This window comes from Streptomyces sp. NBC_01750 (assembly GCF_035918095.1).
Taxonomy (GTDB): Bacteria; Actinomycetota; Actinomycetes; order Streptomycetales; family Streptomycetaceae; genus Streptomyces.
Genome location: NZ_CP109137.1, coordinates 1,300,327 through 1,319,816 on the forward strand (window position 1 = coordinate 1,300,327; position 19,490 = coordinate 1,319,816).

Consider the following 19,490-nt stretch of genomic DNA (forward strand, 5'->3'; position numbering starts at 1 on the left):
CATGTGTGGCATCGCAGGGACTTACCGATGGCCGGACGGGAAGGCCGTGACCGACCGGCTCACCGATACCCTCGCCCACCGCGGTCCGGACGGGGCGGGCCGGTACAGCCACTCCGTCGGTGACGGCGAGGTGCACCTCGGGCACCGTCGGCTGGCCATCGTCGACCTGTCCGAGACCGGCGCCCAGCCGATGGTCTCGGACGGCCTCGTCCTGACGTACAACGGGGAGCTGTACAACGCGCCCGAGCTGCGTGCCGAACTGGCGGCGGCCGGGGTGCGCTTCCGCGGTACCTCCGACACCGAGGTGCTGCTTGAGGCCTGGCGGCGCTGGGGCACCGACTGTCTGCCCCGGCTGCGCGGCATGTTCGCGTTCGGGATCTTCGACGAGCGAACCGGTGAGCTGGTGCTCGCCCGCGACCAGCTCGGCATCAAGCCGCTGTTCCTGCTCCGGCGCGGTGCGGGGCTGGTGTTCGCCTCCGAGCTCAAGGCGCTCGCCGCCGCCACCGGCGGATCGCTGCAGGTGGACGAGGCGGCGCTGGTGGCGTCACTGCTGTACTACTGGGTGCCGGACTCACGGTGCGCGTTCCGCGAGGCGGAGAAGCTGCCGCCGGGGAGCTGGCTGCGGTGCCGGCCCGACGGCCGGGTGGAGCGCGGCCGGTACTGGCACCTGAAGGACGTCGCCGCCGAGGGCCGGGAGCGGGCCCGGGGCGGCGAGCAGCCGGACCTGGCCGCCATCGTCGAGGAGTCGACTCGCCGCCACCTGCTCTCCGACGTACCCGTGGCGACCTTCCTCTCCGGCGGCCTCGACTCCAGCTACCTGACCGCGCTGGCCGCCCGCGACCAACCCGGGATCTCCGCCTACACGATCGGGTTCCGCGCCGAGGACGCCAAGTTCGAGGCGATGCCCGACGACCTTCGCTACGCCCGGCAGGTGGCCGAGCGGTTCGGCGTCGACCTGCACGAGATCGAGATCGCTCCGAACGTGCTCGACCTGCTGCCGCAGATGACGTACCACCTGGACGAACCGATCGGCGACCCCGCCGCGATCAACACGTTCCTGATCTGCGAGGCCGCCCGGGAGGCCGGGGTCAAGGTGATGCTCTCGGGGATGGGTGCCGACGAGCTGTTCGCCGGTTACCGCAAGCACCTGGCCAACCTGATCGCGCTGCGCTATCAGCGCGTCCCGCGGCCCCTGCGGCGCGGGGTGTCCCGGGCCGTGGACCGGCTGCCGGTGGCAACGGCCCGCCGGGGGTATCGGTCGGTGCGCTTCGCGAAGCGGTTCCTCTCCTTCGCCGATCTGCCGGAGGAGACCGCGTTCCGGCGCAGCTACACCATGTACGACCAGGACGAGTTGCTCGCCCTGGTCAATCCCGACCTGGCCGGGACGGTGGACGACGTGCTGACCGAGCACGCGGACATCTACGAGGACAACGAGCTGGACGACTTCGTCAACCGCATGTGCCTGGGCGACGCCCGGATGTTCCTGCCGGGCCTGAACCTCGCTTACACGGACCGCTCCAGCATGGCCGCGTCGACCGAGGTGCGGGTGCCGTACGTGGACGTCGAGGTGGTCAAGGCGGCGTTCGCCGTGCCCGGCGATCGCAAGATCGTCGGACGGCAGGGCAAGGCCGTCCTCAAGGAGGCGGCCACCTCGATCCTGCCCCGGGAGATCGTGTACCGGCCCAAGGGCCTGTTCAGCGCGCCGCTGCGCGCCTGGATGAGCCGGGATCTGGCACCGCTGGTGCGCGAGGTGGTGAACGACGGCGTGCTCGTCAACTCCGGGTTCCTGCGCCGCGACGCGCTGGCGCGCATGGTCGCCGAGGACGCTGCCGGGCAGCGGGACTTCTCCAAGCATCTGTGGCATGTGCTGACCCTCGAGTACTGGTACCGCGACGCGACCTCCGGGTCCGGGCGGAGTGCTCGCTCGGCGGCGTAGAAGACGGCGTAGAAACAAGGGGACTTTGTGAAGCAGGTTGTGCAGAACTACAAGAGCGGCGAGCTGGCGGTGCTCGACGTGCCGGTGCCGGGGTGCAAGCCGGGCGGTGTGCTGGTCCGCACCGCCTACTCGCTGATATCCACCGGGACCGAGCTCATGAAGGTGTCCGAGGCCGGCATGTCGATGCTGGGCAAGGCCCGCTCCCGTCCCGATCAGGTGGCCAAGGTCATGCAGAGCGTAGCCACCAACGGGGTGCCCGCCACCTACCGCAAGGTGATGGGCAAGCTGGACTCCTACACGCCGCTGGGCTACTCGCTGTGCGGGGTGGTCGAGCAGGTCGGCGCCGGGATCGACGATGTGAAGGTCGGCGACCTCGTGGCCTGCGCCGGCAACGAGCACGCGTTGCACGCCGAGCTGAACTGGGTGCCGAAGAACCTCTACGCCCCGGTGCCGGACGGCCTCGCGCCGCGGCACGCGGCCTTCGGCACCGTCGGGTCGATCGCGATGCAGGGCGTGCGCCGAGCCGAGCCGCAACTCGGCGACGTGGCGCTGGTCATCGGCCTCGGGCTGATCGGGCAGCTGGTGGTGCAGCTCCTCGCCGCTTCGGGGGTCCGCGTCGTCGGGGTCGACCCCGACCCGGTGCGCTGCGAGCTCGCCGAGGGCCTGGGCGCCGCGGCCTGCGGCGATCCCGCGTCCGCGGCCGTGGAAGCCGCTGTCGCCGAACTCACCTGCGGTCACGGCGTGGACCAGGTGTACCTGGCCGCCGGCGGCGGCAGCAACCAGCCCGTCGAGCTGGCCGCCCGGTTGTGCCGGGACCGTGGCCGGGTCGTCGACATCGGCAAGTGCCGCCTGGACCTGCCGTGGAACGCGTACTACGAGAAAGAGCTCGACGTCCGGTTCTCGCGCAGTTACGGCCCCGGGCGCTACGACCCGGAGTACGAGCTCGAGGGGCGGGACTACCCGATCGGCTACGTGCGCTGGACCGAGCGCCGCAACCTGGCGTGCTTCCTCGATCTCCTCGCCCGCGGCAGCGTCGACGTGGAGCCCCTGGTCTCCCACATCGCCGACTTCGACGACGCCGTCGAGACGTACCAGAGCCTGAAGGACGGCGACCTGAAGGCCGTGGCCGTGCTGTTCCGGTACCCCGAACAGAAGGAGGAAGCGGGGGAAGCGGAGGCCCCGGCGGTCGCAGTGCCCGCGGTGCGACGCAGCGGCAGAGCGTCCACCCCGGCCCGGCCCGCCGAGGCACCGGTGCGGCTGGCGTTCGTCGGCGCGGGAAACTACGCGACGTCGATGCTGCTGCCGCACCTGGCACAGCGCGACGGCGTCGAGTTGTCCACGGTCGTCACCACGACGGCGCTGTCCGCGGCCAACGCCAAGCGGAAGTTCGGCTTCGCCGAGGCGACCACCGATCTCGACGCCGTACTCGGCGACCAGTCCATCGACGCGGTGTTCGTGGTCACCCGCCACAGCTCGCACGCCGAACTGACCCGAAGGGCGCTCCTGGCCGGCAAGGCGGTGTTCGTGGAGAAGCCCCTGGCGCTCACCGAGGACGACCTGGCCGGTGTGCTCGCGGCGGTGGAGGAGTCCGGCAACGACCGGCTGCAGGTGGGCTTCAACCGCCGGTTCGCGCCGCTGTTGCAGGAGGCCAGGAAACGGTTCGGCGCCCGGACCGGTCCGGCGAGCCTGCGCTATCTGGTCAACGCGGGCCGGCTGCAGCACGGCAGCTGGTACCTCCAACAGGGCACCGAGGGCTCGCGCTTCGCCGGCGAGGGCGGACACTTCATCGACACGGCGAGCTGGCTGCTCGAGGCCGACCCGGTCTCGGTGTACGCGACCGCCCCGGCCGGCAACGAGGGCGGCAGTGACATTCAGATTGTGCTGCGATACCCGGACGGGTCCACCGCCACCATCAGCTACGTCACCACCGGCGCGCCCAGCTTCCCCAAGGAGACGCTGGACCTCGTCGCGGACGGCAAGGTGCTGCGGCTCGACGACTTCGTCCGTGCCGCTGTTTACGATGACCGCCGCAAGCGGTGGGTCAGTTCGCGGCTGCCCAAGGCCCGGGACAAGGGCCAGTCCGCCGAGCTGGCCGCGTTCGTCAAGGCCGTGCGGACCGGCGGGCCGATGCCGGTGCCGCTGGAGTCGCTGGTCGCCACCACCGCGGCCACCCTCGCCGTACAGGCAGGCCTGGCCGGCGGCGCGCCGGTGACGCTGGCGAGGGCACGATGACTGTGAGCTCGGGGAGTCCGGGCTGGTACCTGCGGCGGTTGTCCCGGATGGGACCGCGGGAGGTCGGCGGCCGGGTGGGCGACGCGGTGCGCAGGCGGCGGTGGCGGTCGGCGCCGCCGGAATGCCCGAGCGTGAACGGCGCCCGGTTCACCGCGGTACTGCCCGCCGGGACGATCGCCGCAGTGCCGCCGGACGCAGCGAAACGTCTCATCGCCGAGGCGGACCGACTGATGGCCGGGCACGCCGAGTACTTCGGGGTGGACCGCGACGACATGGTCAACCCCGACTGGTGGTACGACCCGAAGACCGGGCGCCGGGCGCCGTGGGGGTACGCCTTCGACGTGCCGTACCGGAACGAGGACGCGGTCGGGGACATCAAGCAGATCTGGGAGCCGTCCCGGCATCAGTACCTCACCGTGCTCGCCGCCGCCTACGCGATCTCCGGGAACGAGCAGTACGCCGAGCGGGTGGCCGAGCACCTGCGGTTGTGGTGGGCGGCCAACGCGCCGCTGCGCGGAGTGCACTGGGTCAGCGGCATCGAGCTGGGCATCCGGCTGCTGTCCTGGGTATGGATCCGCCGGCTGCTCGACGGCTGGCCGGGCGTGGCCGGTCTGTTCGAGGGCAACCCGGCGGCGCTGAACCAGATCTGGCACCACCAGCGCTGGCTGGCCGCCTTCCCCAGCCGGGGGTCTTCGGCGAACAACCACGTCATCGCCGAGACCGCCGGGCAGTTCGCAGCGGCCTGCGCGTTCGGCTGGTTCCCCTCCTCGGCGCGTTGGCGAGCCGGCGCGCTGCGATCGCTGGAGCGGCAGCTGCGCGGCAACACCTTCCACTCGGGCCTCAACCGCGAGTTGGCCACCGAGTATCACGGACTCGTGCTGGAGCTCGGCCTGGCCGCGGTGGCCGAGGCGGATGCCGCCGACGTGCCGGTCCCCGCGTCGCTCCGGCTGGTGCTGCTGCGGATGACCGACGCGCTCGCGGCCGTCGTGGACAGCCGGTTACGGCCGCCGCGCCAGGGGGACGCGGACGACGGGCACGGTCTGATCGTGGACGGCGCGGGCACCGACCGCTGGGGCTCGCTGCTGGCCACCGGGGACGCCGTGTTCGGCCGGCTCGACTGGTGGCCGGCGGTGATTGGCACCGATGTGCGCACCCCGCTGCTTGCCGCGCTCATCCGGCCGTACTCGAAAAATGGAACTGCACCGGCCGTGACACGCCCGGCAAGCCGACCGGCCCATTTCGCCGACGCGGGCATGACCATCCTGCGCGGTCCGGCAGAGATCTGGTGCCGCTGCGACGGTGGCCCGCACGGATTCCTGTCCATCGCCGCGCATGCCCACGCGGACGCGCTGTCCATAGAGGTCCGGCACGACGGGGTCGACGTGCTCGCCGACCCGGGGACGTACTGCTACCACGGGCAGCCCGAGTGGCGTGAGTACTTCCGGTCCACCCTCGGCCACAACACCCTGCAGCTGGACGGCGGTGACCAGTCCGCCTCCGGCGGCCCGTTCCTGTGGACCCGCCATGCCCGCAGCCGCGTCCTGGTCGCGGACACATCCGGCACCTCCGACGGGGGGACGGCCCGCTGGTGCGCCGAACACGACGGCTACCAGGACTCCGTGCACCGCCGCCGGGTGGAACTGACCGCCGCGAGCCAGGAGTTGCGGGTGGTCGACGAGGTGCGCGGCCCGCGCCGGGAGATGCGCCTCGCGTTCCACCTCGGCCCGGCGATCACCGCGGACCTGGCGGAGAACCGGGCCGTGCTCACCTGGACCCGGGACGGCGAGGACCGCTCCGCAGTGCTCGACCTGCCCGGGCAGCTGCGCTGGCGCGCGCATCGCGGCGAGATTGACCCGCCGCTGGGCTGGTACTCCGCCGGATTCGGACGCAAGGAACCCTCCACCACGCTGGTCGGCACCGGTTTCGCCGACGGCGCTGTGCTGTTGGGGGAGTTCACCACCGTGCTCAGGTTTCGCGGCTAGGGAGGACGCGTGGTGATCAAGAAGCGGCACTGGGCGTTGCCGACGGCACCGCTGGTGCTGGTCCTGCTGGCGGCGACCGGCTGCGTGAGCACACCGAGCGCCCCGGCGGAGCCGACCGTTGCGCCATCCACGTCCGCACCCCGACCCGTGGCCCGGGTGTGCGCCAAGCCCGCGGCCGGGCCGGCGAAGGCACCCGCGGGTGCGGTGACGGTCGACCCCGCGGTGGTCGGTGACCTGGCTGCGAAGACCAAGAAAAGCCCGCCCAACACCACGTTCTGGCTGCGGCCGGGGAAGCACAGGCTCGAATCGGACCGTTACGCCCAGATAATCCCCAAGAAGGGGAACACCTACCTCGGCGCGCCGGGCGCGGTGTTCGACGGCCGGAAGACCAACCAGTACGCGTTCGGCGGTGCCGCCCGCGACGTCACCATCCGCCACCTGACCGTGCAGGGTTTCGTCGCGCCGCAGAACGAGGGCGTGGTCAACCACGACTCGGCCGACGGGTGGGTGATCGAGCACGCGACGATCCAGAACAACTCCGGCGCCGGGCTGATGGCCGGTGCCCGCCAGCAGGTCCGCGCCAGCTGCCTGCGCGGCAACGGACAGTACGGAATGAACGCGTACAAGGCCGGCGACCCCCTCAGTGACCTGGTGCTCGAGGGCAACGAGATCGTGGGCAACAACAAGGACGACTGGGAGCGGCGGCGGCCGGGTTGCGGCTGCAGTGGAGGCGTCAAGTTCTGGGCCGTCAACGGCGTCGACATCCGCGGCAACTGGGTGCACGCCAACCACGGAGCCGGGTTGTGGGCGGACACCAACAACAACGACTTCCGCATCGAGGACAACGTCATCGAGGCCAACGACGGTGCCGCGCTGATCTACGAGACCAGCTACAACGCGGTCATCCGGAAGAACACGATCCGGCGGAACAACTGGGTCGAGGGCCGCAAGTACGCCGACCGCGGCGACAACTTCCCGTTCGCGACCATCTACCTGTCCGAGTCCGGCGGCGAACCACGCATCCGGGCCCGCACGGACAAGATCGAGATCTACCGGAACGTACTGGAGAACAACTGGTCCGGGATCACCCTGTGGGAGAACGCCGACCGGTTCTGCAACAGCCCGGCCAACACCTCGTCCGGTGACTGCACGCTGCTGGTGAAGAAGACAGAGCGCTGCGCACAGCCGGGGATCGCCACCGCACCGCTCTACGCCGACTGCCGGTGGAAGACCCAGCGGGTGGACATCCACAAGAACCGCTTCGTGCTGGACACTTCCGTCGTCGGCTGCACCGTGAAGTGCGGCCGCATGGCGGTCCTTGCCAACTACGGCACCTATCCGGACTGGTCGCCGTACCCGGGCGAAGGGGTGGCCGAGGCGATCACCCAAAAGCAGCACAACCGCTGGCACGACAACGAGTACCGCGGACCATGGAGCTTCATCGCCCACGACCCGAGCCGGGAGCTCGACGTCGGGCAGTGGCAGGGCGCGCCGTACCAGCAGGACGCGGGCAGCACCTTCCGCGCACGGGACGGTGGTTGAGATGGCCGCGGACCACACATCGAAGATCGTCGGGACGGCCTGGGGGCTGCTGATCCTCAACACGCTCGGCTCCGCCGGCGCGAAGACCATCATTCCGCTGCCCCGCTCCCTCATCCAGATGGCCACCATGGGCGCGCTGGTCGCCGCGTTCGCGCTGGCACTCGCCGTCAATCTCCGGCTGCGCATCCGGGCCAGCGCCTTCGTGTTCCTGCTCACCCTGCTGCTCGTGCCGAGCGTGATCTCCAGCGCGAACCTGGAGTCCGGATTCGGCGCGCTGTTCCGCTGCACCCGGCTGGCTCTCTTCGTCGGCACGCTGTGGCTGCTCAGCCGCTGGTGGGACGGCAGCCTGACGTTCGTCCGGCATCACATCCGGATGTACTTCGCGGTCCTCGGGTCGGTGGCCGCCGGCCTGGTCATCTCACCGGGCGCCGCCATGCCCGAGCTCTACGGCGGGCGCCTGGTCGGCGCGTTGTGGCCGCTCACCCCGCCGCAGATCGGACAGTACGCCGCAGTGATCATCGGGCTCACCGTGCTGCTCCTCCTGGGCCGCCGGACCGACAGGGGCAGCGCGGCGGCGGTCATCGTGCCGGCACTCGTCCTGCTCGCGCTGACCCATACCCGGACGGCCACGCTCGGCCTGCTCATCGGGCTGGTGCTGGCGATCGGCTCGCTCATCCTGACCAGCGCCGCCGCCCGCCGGTTCTTCGCCTGGGCGGTGCTGTGCGCCGCCGTGGCCGCGGTGGCGTTCAGCACCGCGCTGCAGGCGTGGTTCCTGCGCGGACAGAGCAAAGAGAACCTCTCCAGCCTCACCGGTCGGGCCAAGGTCTGGGACGCCCTGCTGGCAGCCCCCCGGACGGCCTCGGAGTACCTGTTCGGCGCGGGCCTGGGCGACAAGTCGTTCGGCGGGCTGCCGATCGACAACAGCTGGCTGGCCGTTTACCACGAGCAGGGTCTGACCGGCACCGCCATCGTGGCGGCGATCATCATCGTGCTGGGCGGCGTCGCGTTGCTGCGGCCACCGTCGCTGTCGAGGGCCTGCGCGATCTTCCTGATCAGCTACTGCGCGATCGCGTCGTACACCGAGGCCGGTCTGGGCGACGCCTCGCCGTATCTGCTGCATCTGACCGTGGCCGCCTCGCTGCTTGCGGCACCTGCCGCGGCCACTCCCCTCGCGACGACCGAAGTCCCTCGACGGCGCACACCGCAATGGGCCCGTCGATCGGAGGTGACCTGAGCATGCACATCCTCGTAGTCCACAACCGCTACGCCTCGGCGCAGCCGAGCGGGGAGAACAACGTCGTCGACCAGGAGGTGGCGCTGCTGCGCGAGGCCGGCCACCGGGTCGGGGTGTTCGAGCGGCGCAGCGACGACATCGCCGCCCGGTCTCTGCTTTCCAAGGCCGCGGTGCCGCTCCTCGTGCCGTGGAACCCGGCGGTCCGCACGGAGCTCGCCGGCCGGCTTCGCACCGAGCGGCCTGACGTCGTGCACGTGCACAACGTCTTCCCGCTCCTGTCCCCCGCGGTCCTTGCCGCCTGCGCCGACGCCGGCGTGCCCGCCGTCGCCACACTGCACAACTACACGCAGGTCTGCCCGCCCGGCACGCTGCAGCGGGACGGCCGGCCGTGCACCGAGTGCGTCGGGTCGGCGCCGCTGCCCGCCGTCCGGCACGGCTGCTACCGGAACTCCCGGCTGGCGACGGTGCCGCTCGCGGTCAGCCTGTCGGTCAACCGGCGGCGGTGGTGGTCCGGCGTGGAGCGGTTCTTCTGCATCTCCGCGGCGCAGCGCGACGTGCTGGTGCGGTCCGGCATGCCGGCCGAGCGGCTGGCGGTGAAGCACAACTTCGTGCCCGACCCTGGCACTTGCCGAGCGGGCGCCGGCGAGCATGTGCTCTTTCTCGGCCGGCTCGCGGAGGCCAAGGGCGTACGGCTGCTCATGGCCGCGTGGGACGAGATCGCAGCGAGCGGCGGTGTGGGCGTGCCGCTCGTGATCGCCGGCGCGGGGCCCCTGGAGCCGGAGGTGACCGCCTGGGCGGCGGGCCGGGACGACGTGCGGTACGTCGGCCTGTACGACCCCGCCCACTGTCGGCAGGCCATCGCGCGCTCGGTCGCCGTGGTGGCTCCCTCGACGTGGCTGGAGGCGTTCGGCCTGGTGGTCGTGGAGGCGATGGCGGCGGGGGTCCCGGCCGTCGCCGCCGGTCACGGCGCCTTCGTCGAACTCGTCGAGGACGGGGTGACCGGGCTGTTGCACCAGCCGGGCGACCCCGCCTCGCTCGCGTCCTGCGTGCGCCGGATCGCGAACGATCCGCACCGCAACCAGGAGATGGGCCAGGCGGCCCGGCGCCGGTACGAGCAGGGCTTCAGCCCGGCCGTCGGCCTCGAACGCCTGGTGGAGGGGTACCGCACCGCGATCGCGGGTCGGTCCGGCGGCGGGGACACCGTGCCGTCGGCAGGTAATGGAAACACTGGCTCGCGGCGGGGCACCCGCGCGAGCAGGGATGGGGGCAGTAAATGACACGATGCCGACTCTGCGGCTCGACGGCGTTGGGGAGCGTCGTCGATCTGGGGGCGACCCCGCCGTGTGAGAGCTTTCTCGCCGCGGACCAACTGGACCAGCCGGAACCGGCGTACCCGCTGCACCTGCGGGTCTGCACCGATTGCTGGCTCGCGCAGATCCCCCCGCTGATCACGCCGGAGGAGACGTTCACGCAGTACGCGTACTTCTCCTCCTACTCGACCTCCTGGGTGGAGCACGCGCGCACGTTCGTCGCCGACACCGCAGCGCGCCTTGCTCTCGGCCCCGACGCCTTCGTGGTCGAGGTCGCGAGCAATGACGGGTACCTGCTCCGGCACATCGTCGACCGGGGAATCCGTTGCCTCGGCATCGAGCCGTCGGTGAACGTCGGCGCCGCGGCACGGGACGCGGGCGTGCCCACGCTCACGGCGTTCCTGGACCCGGACACCGGCTCGGCCGTCCGCGCCGAGCACGGCCCTGCGAACCTGGTCGTGGCCAACAACGTGTACGCGCACATCCCCGACGTGGTCGGGTTCACCAAGGGGCTGCGCGCCCTGGTCGCCGACGACGGCTGGGTCTCCATCGAGGTGCAGCACCTGCTGACCCTGATCGAGGAGAACCAGTACGACACGATCTACCACGAGCACTTCCAGTACTACACGGTCGCGTCCGCGATCCGGGCGCTGGCGAGCGGCGGACTCACGCTCGTGGACGTCGAGCTGCTGCCCACGCACGGCGGCTCCATCCGGCTGTGGGCCCGGCCGGCCGAGGTGGCCGGCGAGCCGACGGATGGGGTATCCCCTGCTCTGGGGGCCCCTCCCGGCCGAAGGCTGGGGGAGGAGCCGAGAGCTTGGGGAAGGGTGGCCGACGTGCTCGCCCGGGAGAAGGCCGCCGGGCTGCAGGAGCTGTCCGGATACACCGAGTTCTCCGCCCGGGTGGCCAAGGTCCGCCGCGATCTGCTGCGGTTCCTGATCGAGGCGGCCGAGCGCGGCGAGACGGTCGTCGGCTACGGCGCCCCGGGCAAGGGCAACACCCTGCTCAACCACTGCGGCATCCGGCCCGACCTGCTCCCGTACACGGTCGACCGCAACCCCTACAAGCACGGCAGGTACACCCCGGGCACCCGCATCCCCATCCTGCCGCCCGAGCAGATAGCCGCCGACAAGCCGGACTACGTCCTCGTCCTCCCGTGGAACCTGCGGGCCGAGCTGGTCGAGCAGCTGTCCTTCGTGCACGACTGGGGCGGCCGGCTTGTCTTTCCCATCCCGGAACTGAGCATTGTCGAGGTCAAGTCATGAAGGTCGTTCTGTTCTGCGGCGGTTACGGGCTGCGGATGCGCAGCGGAGCCTCCGACGACATGCCCAAGCCGATGGCGATGGTCGGCCCGCGGCCGCTGATCTGGCACGTCATGCGCTACTACGCGTACTTCGGGCACACGGAGTTCATCCTGTGTCTCGGGTACGGGGCGCACCACATCAAGAACTTCTTCCTCAACTACGAGGAGACGACGTCCAACGACTTCGTGCTGCGGGGCGGGCAGACCGAGCTGCTGTCCACCGACATCGCCTCCTGGACGATCACCTTCGTACAGACCGGCATCGAGTCGCCGATCGGGGAGCGGCTGCGCCGAGTGCGGCACCACCTGGACGGCGACGAGATGTTCCTCGCCAACTACGCCGACGTGCTCACCGACGCCCCGCTGCCGGAGATGATCGACCGGTTCGCCCGGCGCGACGCCGGTGCGTCGATGATGGTGGTGCCGCCGCAGTCCTCGTTCCACTGTGTGGACCTGGGCGAGGACGGCCTGGTGGGGGGCATCACCGCGGTGAGCGACATGCCGCTGTGGGAGAACGGCGGCTACTTCGTGCTCCGCCAGGAGATCTTCGACCACATCCCGGAGAACGGCGACCTGGTCGCCGACGGATGCGCCCAACTGGCCAAGCACGGTCGGCTGGTGGCGCACCAGCACCGCGGCTTCTGGAAGCCGACCGACACCGTGAAGGAGCGGGCCGCGCTCGACGACGCCTACGCCCGGGGCGACCGCCCGTGGGCCGTGTGGGAACGGGACGGCGCGGGGGCGAGCGCGACCGGCAGCAGGGACGGCGCCGGGGCGAGGACCGCGTGATCCGGCTCGGGGCCGGGCGCCTGGACCGGATCGTCGCGGTAGGGGCGCACTGCGACGACATCGCCATCGGCGCCGGCGGCACGCTGCTGACGATGTGCCTCGCGCGGCCGGGTATCCGTATCGACGCGCTGGTGCTCTCCGGCGGTGGCAGCGAGCGGGAGAAGGAGGAGAAGGCCGCGCTCGCCGCCTTCTGCCCGGGCGCCGAACTGCGGCTGACCGTGCTCAAGTTGCCGGACGGCCGACTGCCCGCGCACTGGGAGGAGGCCAAAGCCGCGGTCGAGGAACTGCGCCTGCAGAGCGAACCGGATCTGGTGCTGGCGCCGCGTACCGATGACGCGCACCAGGATCACCGCGGCCTGGCGAAGCTGATGACCACCGCATTCCGCGACCACCTCGTGCTCCGCTACGAGATCGTCAAGTGGGACGGCGATCTCGGCCGTCCGTCGGCGTACCAGCCGCTGTCGCCGGAGATCGCCGAACAGAAAGTGCGGCTGTTGCAGGAGCACTACCCCTCGCAACGGCACCGGCCCTGGTACGACCGGGAGGCCTTCCTCGGTCTTGCGCGGATCCGCGGCATCGAATGCCATGCGCGCTACGCCGAGGCGTTCGCCGTCACCAAACTCACTCTCAATCTGGGGGAATGAACAATGCGCGTACTGCTGACCGGACACCAGGGCTACCTGGGCACCGTGATGGCCCCGGTCCTCGCGGCCGCCGGGCACGAGGTCGTCGGTCTTGACGCCGGCCTCTTCGCGGACTGCGTGCTGGGCCCGCCGCCCGCGGACCCGCCGGGGCAGCGGGTGGATCTGCGCGACGTCACGGCCGACCACGTGGCCGGGGTCGACGCCGTGATCCACCTGGCCGCGCTCTCCAACGACCCGCTGGGATCGCTGGCGCCGGACCTCACCTACGACATCAACCACCACGCCTCCGTACGGCTGGCCCGGCTGGCCCGCGACGCCGGAGTGCGGCGCTTCCTGTACGCGTCGACCTGCTCGGTCTACGGCGCCGCCGGCGGCAGTGACTCGGCGAACTTGGTGACCGAGGACGCCCCGCTGCGCCCGGTGACGCCGTACGCGGAGTCCAAGGTGCGCGTGGAGGACGACCTGCACGCGCTCTCCGACGGCGACTTCAGCCCGGTGTTCATGCGCAACGCCACCGCCTTCGGCTACTCACCCCGGCTGCGCGCCGACATCGTGCTGAACAACCTGGTGGGCCACGCGCTCCTGTCCGGCGAGGTGCTGGTGCTCTCCGACGGCACCCCCTGGCGCCCGCTGGTGCACGCCGCCGACATCGCACGGGCCTTCACGGCCGCGCTGACCGCGCCGCGGGAATCGGTGCACGACCGGGCGTTCAACATCGGCAGCGAGATCAACAACGTCACGGTCGCCGAGATCGCCGAACAGGTCGCCGAGGCGATATCCGGCTCACGGGTGGTGATCACCGGGGAGACCGGTGCCGATCCGCGGTCGTACCGGGTGGATTTCTCCCGGTTCCGCGCCGCGGTGCCCGGCTTCGACTGCGAGTGGACGGTGAAGCAGGGCGCGCTCGAACTGGCCGACGCCTACCGGAAACACGGGCTGACACGGGAGGACTTCGAGCGACGCTTCACCCGGCTGGCCGTGCTGCGCGCGGCGTCCGACGCCGGCACCGTCGACGACACCCTGCGGTGGCGCCGATGACCGCGGCCGGCGAGGAGATGTACGCGCTGGTGGAGCGGTTGTACCCGCTGTGCCGGAGCATCACCGGCGACGGTGTGCGCGCCACCCTGGAGATCGTCGGCGAGTACGTCCCGCTGCAGGTGCACGAGGTGCCGACGGGGACTCAGGTGCTCGACTGGACGGTGCCGCAGGAGTGGAACATCCGGGACGCGTACGTCGCCGACTCCGCCGGCAGGCGGGTCGTCGACTTCGCCGCGTCCAGCCTGCACGTGCTCGGCTACAGCGTGCCGGTGTCGGCGACCATGCCTCTGGCCGAGCTCCGCGCGCACCTGCACACCCTGCCGGACCACCCGGCCTGGGTGCCGTACCGCACCAGCTACTACAAGCCGGAGTGGGGGTTCTGCCTGGCCCAGGAGACCTTGGACGCGCTGCCGGACGGCGACTACGAGGTGTGCGTCGACTCCACGCTCACCGATGGCCATCTCACCTACGCCGAGCACGTGGTGCCCGGGCAGGTCGCCGACGAGGTGATCGTCTCCTGCCACGTCTGCCACCCGTCACTGGCCAACGACAACCTGGCCGGCATCGCGGTGGCGACGTTCCTGGCCCGGGCGCTGGCGGAGGAGCAGCCGTACTTCACCTACCGGTTCCTGTTCGCGCCCGGCACCATCGGGGCGATCACCTGGCTGGCCCGCAACGCGGAGCGGGTGAATGGGGTATCCCCTGCTCTGGGGGCCCCTCCCGGCCGAAGGCTGGGGGAGGAGCCGAGAGCTTGGGGAAGGGTCAAGCACGGGCTGGTGCTGGCCTGCGCCGGCGACCCGGGCCGGCTGACGTACAAGCAGAGCAGGCGCGGCGACGCGGAGATCGACCGGGTGATGCGGCATGTGCTGGACGCCTCCGAACGCCCGCACCACATCGCCGAGTTCACTCCGTACGGCTACGACGAGCGGCAGTTCTGCTCGCCCGGGTTCGACCTCGGCGTGGGTTCGCTCAGCCGGACCCCGTACGCCGGCTACCCCGAATATCACACCTCGGCGGACAACCTGGACTTCGTCACCCCCGAGGCGATGGCGGACACTCTCGCCGTCTGCCGCGAGGCATTCGCCGTCCTTGACCGCAACCGGCGGTACGTCAACCTCAGCCCCTACGGCGAACCACAGCTGGGGCGGCGTGGGTTGTACGACTCGCTCGGTGGCCGCAGCGACGCGAAGCAGGCCCAGATGGCCATGCTCTGGGTGCTCAGCCTCTCCGACGGCGAGCACAGTCTGCTGGACGTCGCCGAGCGGTCCGGTCTGCCGTTCGACACCGTCGCCGCCGCGGCCGACGCCCTGTGCGGCGCCGAACTGATCAAGGCATGACGGCGATGACCACCGAGGGGGAGAAGACGACGGCATCGGTGGACCCGGCCGGACACGCCCGGCAAACCGCCAAGCGGGCCCTCGTCGGCCGGCTGTCCTGGGGACTGGCCGACCAGGCGGCCTCCAGCGTGAGCAACTTCGTGGTGGGCATCTACGTGGCCCGCTCGCTGGGGCTGACCGCGTTCGGTGTGTTCAGCCTCGCCTGGGTGACGTACGGCGTGGTGCTCAACGTCTCCCGCGGGCTGGCCACCGATCCGCTCGTGGTGCGCTTCAGCGGCGTGCCGGAAGCGTCCTGGCGCGGGGCGGTGGCCCGGTCGACGGGTACCGCACTCGGCGTCGGTACGGCCATCGGCGCGGCCTGTCTGGTGGCCGGGCTCGGCCTCGGCGGCCGCGTGGGGCCCGCGTTCGCCGCCCTCGGTGTCATGTTGCCGGGGCTGCTGCTCCAGGACGCCTGGCGGTTCTCGTTCTTCGCCGCCGGCACCGGGCGCAAGGCGTTCGTCAACGACGTCGTGTGGGGTGTCGCACTCGTCCCGGCCATGGTGGTGGCGGCTCGTGCGGGCAGCGTGGCCGCTTTCGTGCTCGCCTGGGGCGCGTCCGCCACGGTGGCGGCGGGGTACGGCTACATCCAGTCCGGCATCCTGCCCCGGATGACCGAGGCGCGCGGGTGGCTTCGCGAGCAGCGCGATCTCGGCTACCGGTACCTGGCCGAGAACGTCAGCCTCAGTGGCGCGAGCCAGTTGCGGGCGTACGGGCTCGGCGCGATCGTCGGGGTCGGCGCGGTGGGTGCGGTGCGGGGCGCCGAACTCCTGCTCGGCCCGTTCCTGGCGGTGCTCATGGGGCTTTCGCTGGTCACCGTCCCGGAGGCGGCACGGGTGCTGCGGCAGGCCCCGCGCCGGCTCGGCACGTTCTGCCTCCTGCTGGGCGGGGGGCAGGCCGCCGGCGCGCTGCTCTGGGGCGCGGCGCTGCTGCTGATGCCTGGCCGGCTCGGCGAGCTGGTGCTCGGCGGCGTCTGGCATTCCGCCTCGGAGCTCATCGTGCCGGTCACCCTCGGCGTCGCGGGCGCGGGCCTCGGCACCGGCGCGGCGGCCGGGCTGCGCGCGCTCGGCGCGGCCCGGCGCAGCCTGCGCTGCCAGCTGTTCGCCTCCGCCTGCTATGTCGGCGGCGGGCTCGGCGGGGCGGCCGCCGCCGGCACGGTCGGCTCGGCCTGGGGCGTCGCCGCCGCAACCATCAGCGGCTCGGCCGTGTGGTGGCTGCAACTGCGGTCCGCCCTGCGCGAGCGCCACCGCAATCCCATCCCCGAAGTGAGGACCTCATGACCGACCGACCCAGGCTGAGCATCGGCCTGCCCGTGTACAACGGCGAGGAGTACCTGGCCGAGTCGCTCGACGCCCTGCTCGGCCAGACCTACGAGGACTTCGAGCTGGTCATCTCCGACAACGCCTCGACCGACGGGACCCAGGAGATCTGCCGCAAGTACGCCGCGCGCGACTCGCGTATCCGGTACCTCCGGCTGCCCCGGAACATCGGCGCCACGCCGAACCACAACCATGTGTTCGCCGAGTCCCGCGGCCAGCTGTTCAAGTGGGCCTCGCACGACGACCTGTACGGCCGGGACCTGCTGCGGCGCTGCGTGGATGCGCTGGACGAGCGGCCGGACATGATCCTCGCGCACACCGGCCAGGCGGTCATCGACGGCGACGGCCAGGTGAAGGTCCCGTACGAGTACGGGCTCGCCACCGACTCTCCGCACGCGCCGGAGCGCTTCCGCAGTCTGCTGTTCGAACCGGGTGGCGACGACTTCTACGGGGTGATGCGGGCCGACATGCTGCGCCGGGTGCGGCCGATGGACAGTTACCACCACGCGGACCGTACGTTCGTCGCCGAGATCGCCCTGCACGGGTCCTTCCACCAGGTGCCGGAGCTGCTGTACTTCCGCCGCGACCACCCCACCCGCGCCGAGCGGGCGAACCCCGGCAAGCGCGCCCGGTGCGTCAACCTGGACCCGCGCCGGGCAGGCCCGCTGCACCCGACACCCCGGCTGCTCGCCGAGTACGTCTGGGGCTTCGTCTCGGCGATCCGGCGGGCGCCGTTGTCCCAAGCCGACCGGCGCGCGTGCTACCGCCACCTGGCCGCGTGGATGACCAGCCGGGTCGGGCCGGGCGCCGGCGAGCGGGTCGAGGATCGCGACCCGGTCGATCCGGGTCTGCTCACGGTCTCCGTCGACGCCCTCGTCGCCGGCCGTGAGGGGAGGCAGGCATGACACCCGCGAACGGGACTCCGGTGCGCGTGGGGGTGTTCGGGCTGCTCGGCTCCGGCAACCTCGGCAACGACGGATCGCTCGAAGCCGTGCTCGGGTACCTCCGCGCCGAACACCCGGAGGCGGACGTGGACGCGCTGTGCGGCGGACCCGAGGCCGTGACGACCCGGTTCGGGATCCCCGCGACGCGGCTGCACTGGTACGGCGGGGAGTACCGGACGGCGTCGCGTGCGGGCGCGATCGCGGCGAAGGGTCTGGGCAAACTTGTCGACGTCTTCCGCACCGCTGCCTGGGTGCGCCGGCACGACGTGGTGATCGTGCCGGGCATGGGCGTCCTGGAGGCGACACTGCCCCTGCGGCCGTGGGGCTTCCCGTACTCGCTGTTCCTGCTCTGCGCGAGTGGCCGGCTGCTGCGCACCCGGGTGGGGCTGGTCAGCGTCGGCGCCGCGACGATCGGCAACCGGCCGACCCGCGCCCTGGTGCGCTGGTCGGCGCGGCTGGCCGCATACCGGTCGTACCGGGACGCGCAGTCGCGCGACGCGATGCGGGCGATGGGCGTAGACACCGCGCGCGACGAGGTCTACCCGGACCTCGCGTTCGCCCTGCCGACGCCGCGGTCCCCCGAGCTCTCGGCTTCTCCCCCAGCCTTCGGCCGGGAGGGGCCCCCAGAGCAGGGAGGTACCCCCAGCGCGCCCTCGGACCCGTCGGCCCCGCCGGGCCCGGTCTGCGTCGGCGTCATGGACTTCCACGGCGGCAACGACGATCGCGCCCGGGCCGATGAGATATACCGGCGCTACCTCGACGGGACGGTCCGGTTCGTCCGCGCGCTGGTCGAGGAGGGCAGGGCTGTCCGGCTGCTCACCGGTGACGAGTGCGACGCGTCGGTGGTCGCCGCGATCCTCGAAGCGGTGGACTCGCCGCTGGTCACCGCTGCCGAGCCGTCCTCACTGGCCGACCTGATGAAGGAGATGGCGGCTGCCGACACCGTGGTGGCGATCCGGTACCACAACCTGATCTGCGCGCTGAAGACCGGTACGCCGGTGCTCGCTCTCTGCTATGCGGCGAAGAGCGACGCGCTCATGGCGGAGATGGGCCTCGGCGCGTACTGCCACCCGGCGCGCGAGGTCGACGCGGACCGACTGCTCGAGCAGTTCCGTGCGCTGGAAAAGCATTCGGCCGAGCTGCGGCAGACCCTCACCGAGCGGAACCTGGCCGCCGCCCGGCGACTCGAGCACCAGTTCAACTCCTTGACCGCGGCCCTGTTCCCGGCGACCGACCACGCCCACACCTTGCGGAAGGCTCCATGAAGGCGACCGAAGTACCGGAGATCACCGGCGCGTACCTCTTCGAGCCGACGCCGTACGCCGACGAACGCGGCTTCTTCTGCCGGACCTTCGACGCCGACGTGGTCCGCTCGGCGGGCCTCGATCCGGACGTCTTCATCCAGGACAGCGTGTCCCGCTCGGTCCGGGGCGTGCTGCGCGGCCTGCACCTGCGCTCCGGCGCAGGCGAGGCCAAGCTGGTGCGGTGCTCGTACGGGAGGATCTTCGACGTCGTCGTGGACCTGCGGCCCGACTCGCCGACCTACCGCAACCGGGCCTTCTTCGAGCTGTCCGGCGAGACGCAGGTGACCCTGTACATCCCGGCGGGGTGCGCGCACGGCTTCCAGGCGCTGACCGAGACCGCCGACACCTCGTACCGGATCGACCGCCCGCACGATCCGGCCGAGGACGTGACGATCGCCTTTGACGACCCGGAGCTCGCCATTCCCTGGCCGCTGCCGGTCACATCGATGTCCCAGCGGGACCGGGAGGCGCCGAGCCTCGCCGAGGCCCTGCAGCAAAAAGAGAGTTGAGGTTGGCGTGGACACCGAAGGCACCGAAGAG

The 19,490-nt window shown here is 71.4% G+C and carries 15 protein-coding genes; all 15 read left to right on the forward strand.

Features of this window, described 5'->3' with window-relative positions; translation table 11 throughout:
- Position 1 precedes the first annotated feature (1 nt).
- The 15 genes from asnB to rfbC are packed head-to-tail and all read left to right on the forward strand — an operon-like array spanning position 2 to position 19,459.
- The gene (gene asnB / locus OG966_RS05700) at positions 2-1,936 is read left to right on the forward strand and encodes an asparagine synthase (glutamine-hydrolyzing) (RefSeq protein WP_326648300.1); all 1,935 of its coding nucleotides are present in this window, start codon (positions 2-4) and stop codon (positions 1,934-1,936) included.
- A gap of 27 nt (positions 1,937-1,963) precedes the next feature.
- Complete coding sequence (locus OG966_RS05705) at positions 1,964-4,168, forward strand: bi-domain-containing oxidoreductase (RefSeq protein WP_326648301.1); 2,205 nt, start codon at positions 1,964-1,966, stop codon at positions 4,166-4,168.
- Positions 4,165-6,150, forward strand: a complete 1,986-nt coding sequence (locus tag OG966_RS05710; RefSeq protein ID WP_326648302.1) for a heparinase II/III family protein — start codon at positions 4,165-4,167, stop codon at positions 6,148-6,150. Before OG966_RS05705 ends, OG966_RS05710 begins: the two co-directional genes overlap by 4 nt.
- 9 nt (positions 6,151-6,159) lie before the next feature.
- Positions 6,160-7,692 carry a right-handed parallel beta-helix repeat-containing protein gene (locus OG966_RS05715; protein ID WP_326648304.1) on the forward strand — a complete coding sequence of 511 codons (1,533 nt, stop codon included), beginning with the start codon at positions 6,160-6,162 and terminating at the stop codon, positions 7,690-7,692.
- A gap of 1 nt (position 7,693) precedes the next feature.
- A complete protein-coding gene (locus tag OG966_RS05720) occupies positions 7,694-8,926 on the forward strand; it encodes an O-antigen ligase domain-containing protein (RefSeq protein ID WP_326648305.1) in 1,233 nt (410 codons plus the stop codon).
- Between the two features lie 2 nt (positions 8,927-8,928).
- Positions 8,929-10,203 (forward strand): glycosyltransferase, encoded by a 1,275-nt coding sequence (locus tag OG966_RS05725; protein ID WP_326648306.1) that lies wholly within the window; start codon positions 8,929-8,931, stop codon positions 10,201-10,203.
- Positions 10,200-11,501 carry a class I SAM-dependent methyltransferase gene (locus tag OG966_RS05730; RefSeq protein ID WP_326648307.1) on the forward strand — a complete coding sequence of 434 codons (1,302 nt, stop codon included), beginning with the start codon at positions 10,200-10,202 and terminating at the stop codon, positions 11,499-11,501. Before OG966_RS05725 ends, OG966_RS05730 begins: the two co-directional genes overlap by 4 nt.
- Entirely contained in the window at positions 11,498-12,328 is an 831-nt protein-coding gene (locus OG966_RS05735) for a glucose-1-phosphate cytidylyltransferase (protein WP_326648308.1), read from the forward strand. The genes OG966_RS05730 and OG966_RS05735 overlap by 4 nt, the downstream gene beginning before the upstream one ends.
- Positions 12,325-12,972, forward strand: coding sequence for a PIG-L deacetylase family protein (locus tag OG966_RS05740; RefSeq protein ID WP_326648309.1), 648 nt, complete (start codon positions 12,325-12,327; stop codon positions 12,970-12,972). Before OG966_RS05735 ends, OG966_RS05740 begins: the two co-directional genes overlap by 4 nt.
- A gap of 3 nt (positions 12,973-12,975) precedes the next feature.
- Positions 12,976-14,010, forward strand: coding sequence for an NAD-dependent epimerase/dehydratase family protein (locus OG966_RS05745; RefSeq protein ID WP_326648310.1), 1,035 nt, complete (start codon positions 12,976-12,978; stop codon positions 14,008-14,010).
- Complete coding sequence (locus tag OG966_RS05750) at positions 14,007-15,347, forward strand: DUF4910 domain-containing protein (protein WP_326648311.1); 1,341 nt, start codon at positions 14,007-14,009, stop codon at positions 15,345-15,347. The genes OG966_RS05745 and OG966_RS05750 overlap by 4 nt, the downstream gene beginning before the upstream one ends.
- 5 nt (positions 15,348-15,352) lie before the next feature.
- Complete coding sequence (locus OG966_RS05755; RefSeq protein WP_326648312.1) at positions 15,353-16,663, forward strand: hypothetical protein; 1,311 nt, start codon at positions 15,353-15,355, stop codon at positions 16,661-16,663.
- Positions 16,660-17,607 carry a glycosyltransferase family 2 protein gene (locus tag OG966_RS05760; RefSeq protein ID WP_326648313.1) on the forward strand — a complete coding sequence of 316 codons (948 nt, stop codon included), beginning with the start codon at positions 16,660-16,662 and terminating at the stop codon, positions 17,605-17,607. The genes OG966_RS05755 and OG966_RS05760 overlap by 4 nt, the downstream gene beginning before the upstream one ends.
- Positions 17,604-18,911, forward strand: coding sequence for a polysaccharide pyruvyl transferase family protein (locus tag OG966_RS05765; protein ID WP_326648315.1), 1,308 nt, complete (start codon positions 17,604-17,606; stop codon positions 18,909-18,911). The genes OG966_RS05760 and OG966_RS05765 overlap by 4 nt, the downstream gene beginning before the upstream one ends.
- Positions 18,908-19,459 (forward strand): dTDP-4-dehydrorhamnose 3,5-epimerase, encoded by a 552-nt coding sequence (rfbC, locus tag OG966_RS05770; protein WP_326648317.1) that lies wholly within the window; start codon positions 18,908-18,910, stop codon positions 19,457-19,459. The genes OG966_RS05765 and rfbC overlap by 4 nt, the downstream gene beginning before the upstream one ends.
- The last annotated feature ends 31 nt before the right edge of the window (positions 19,460-19,490 follow it).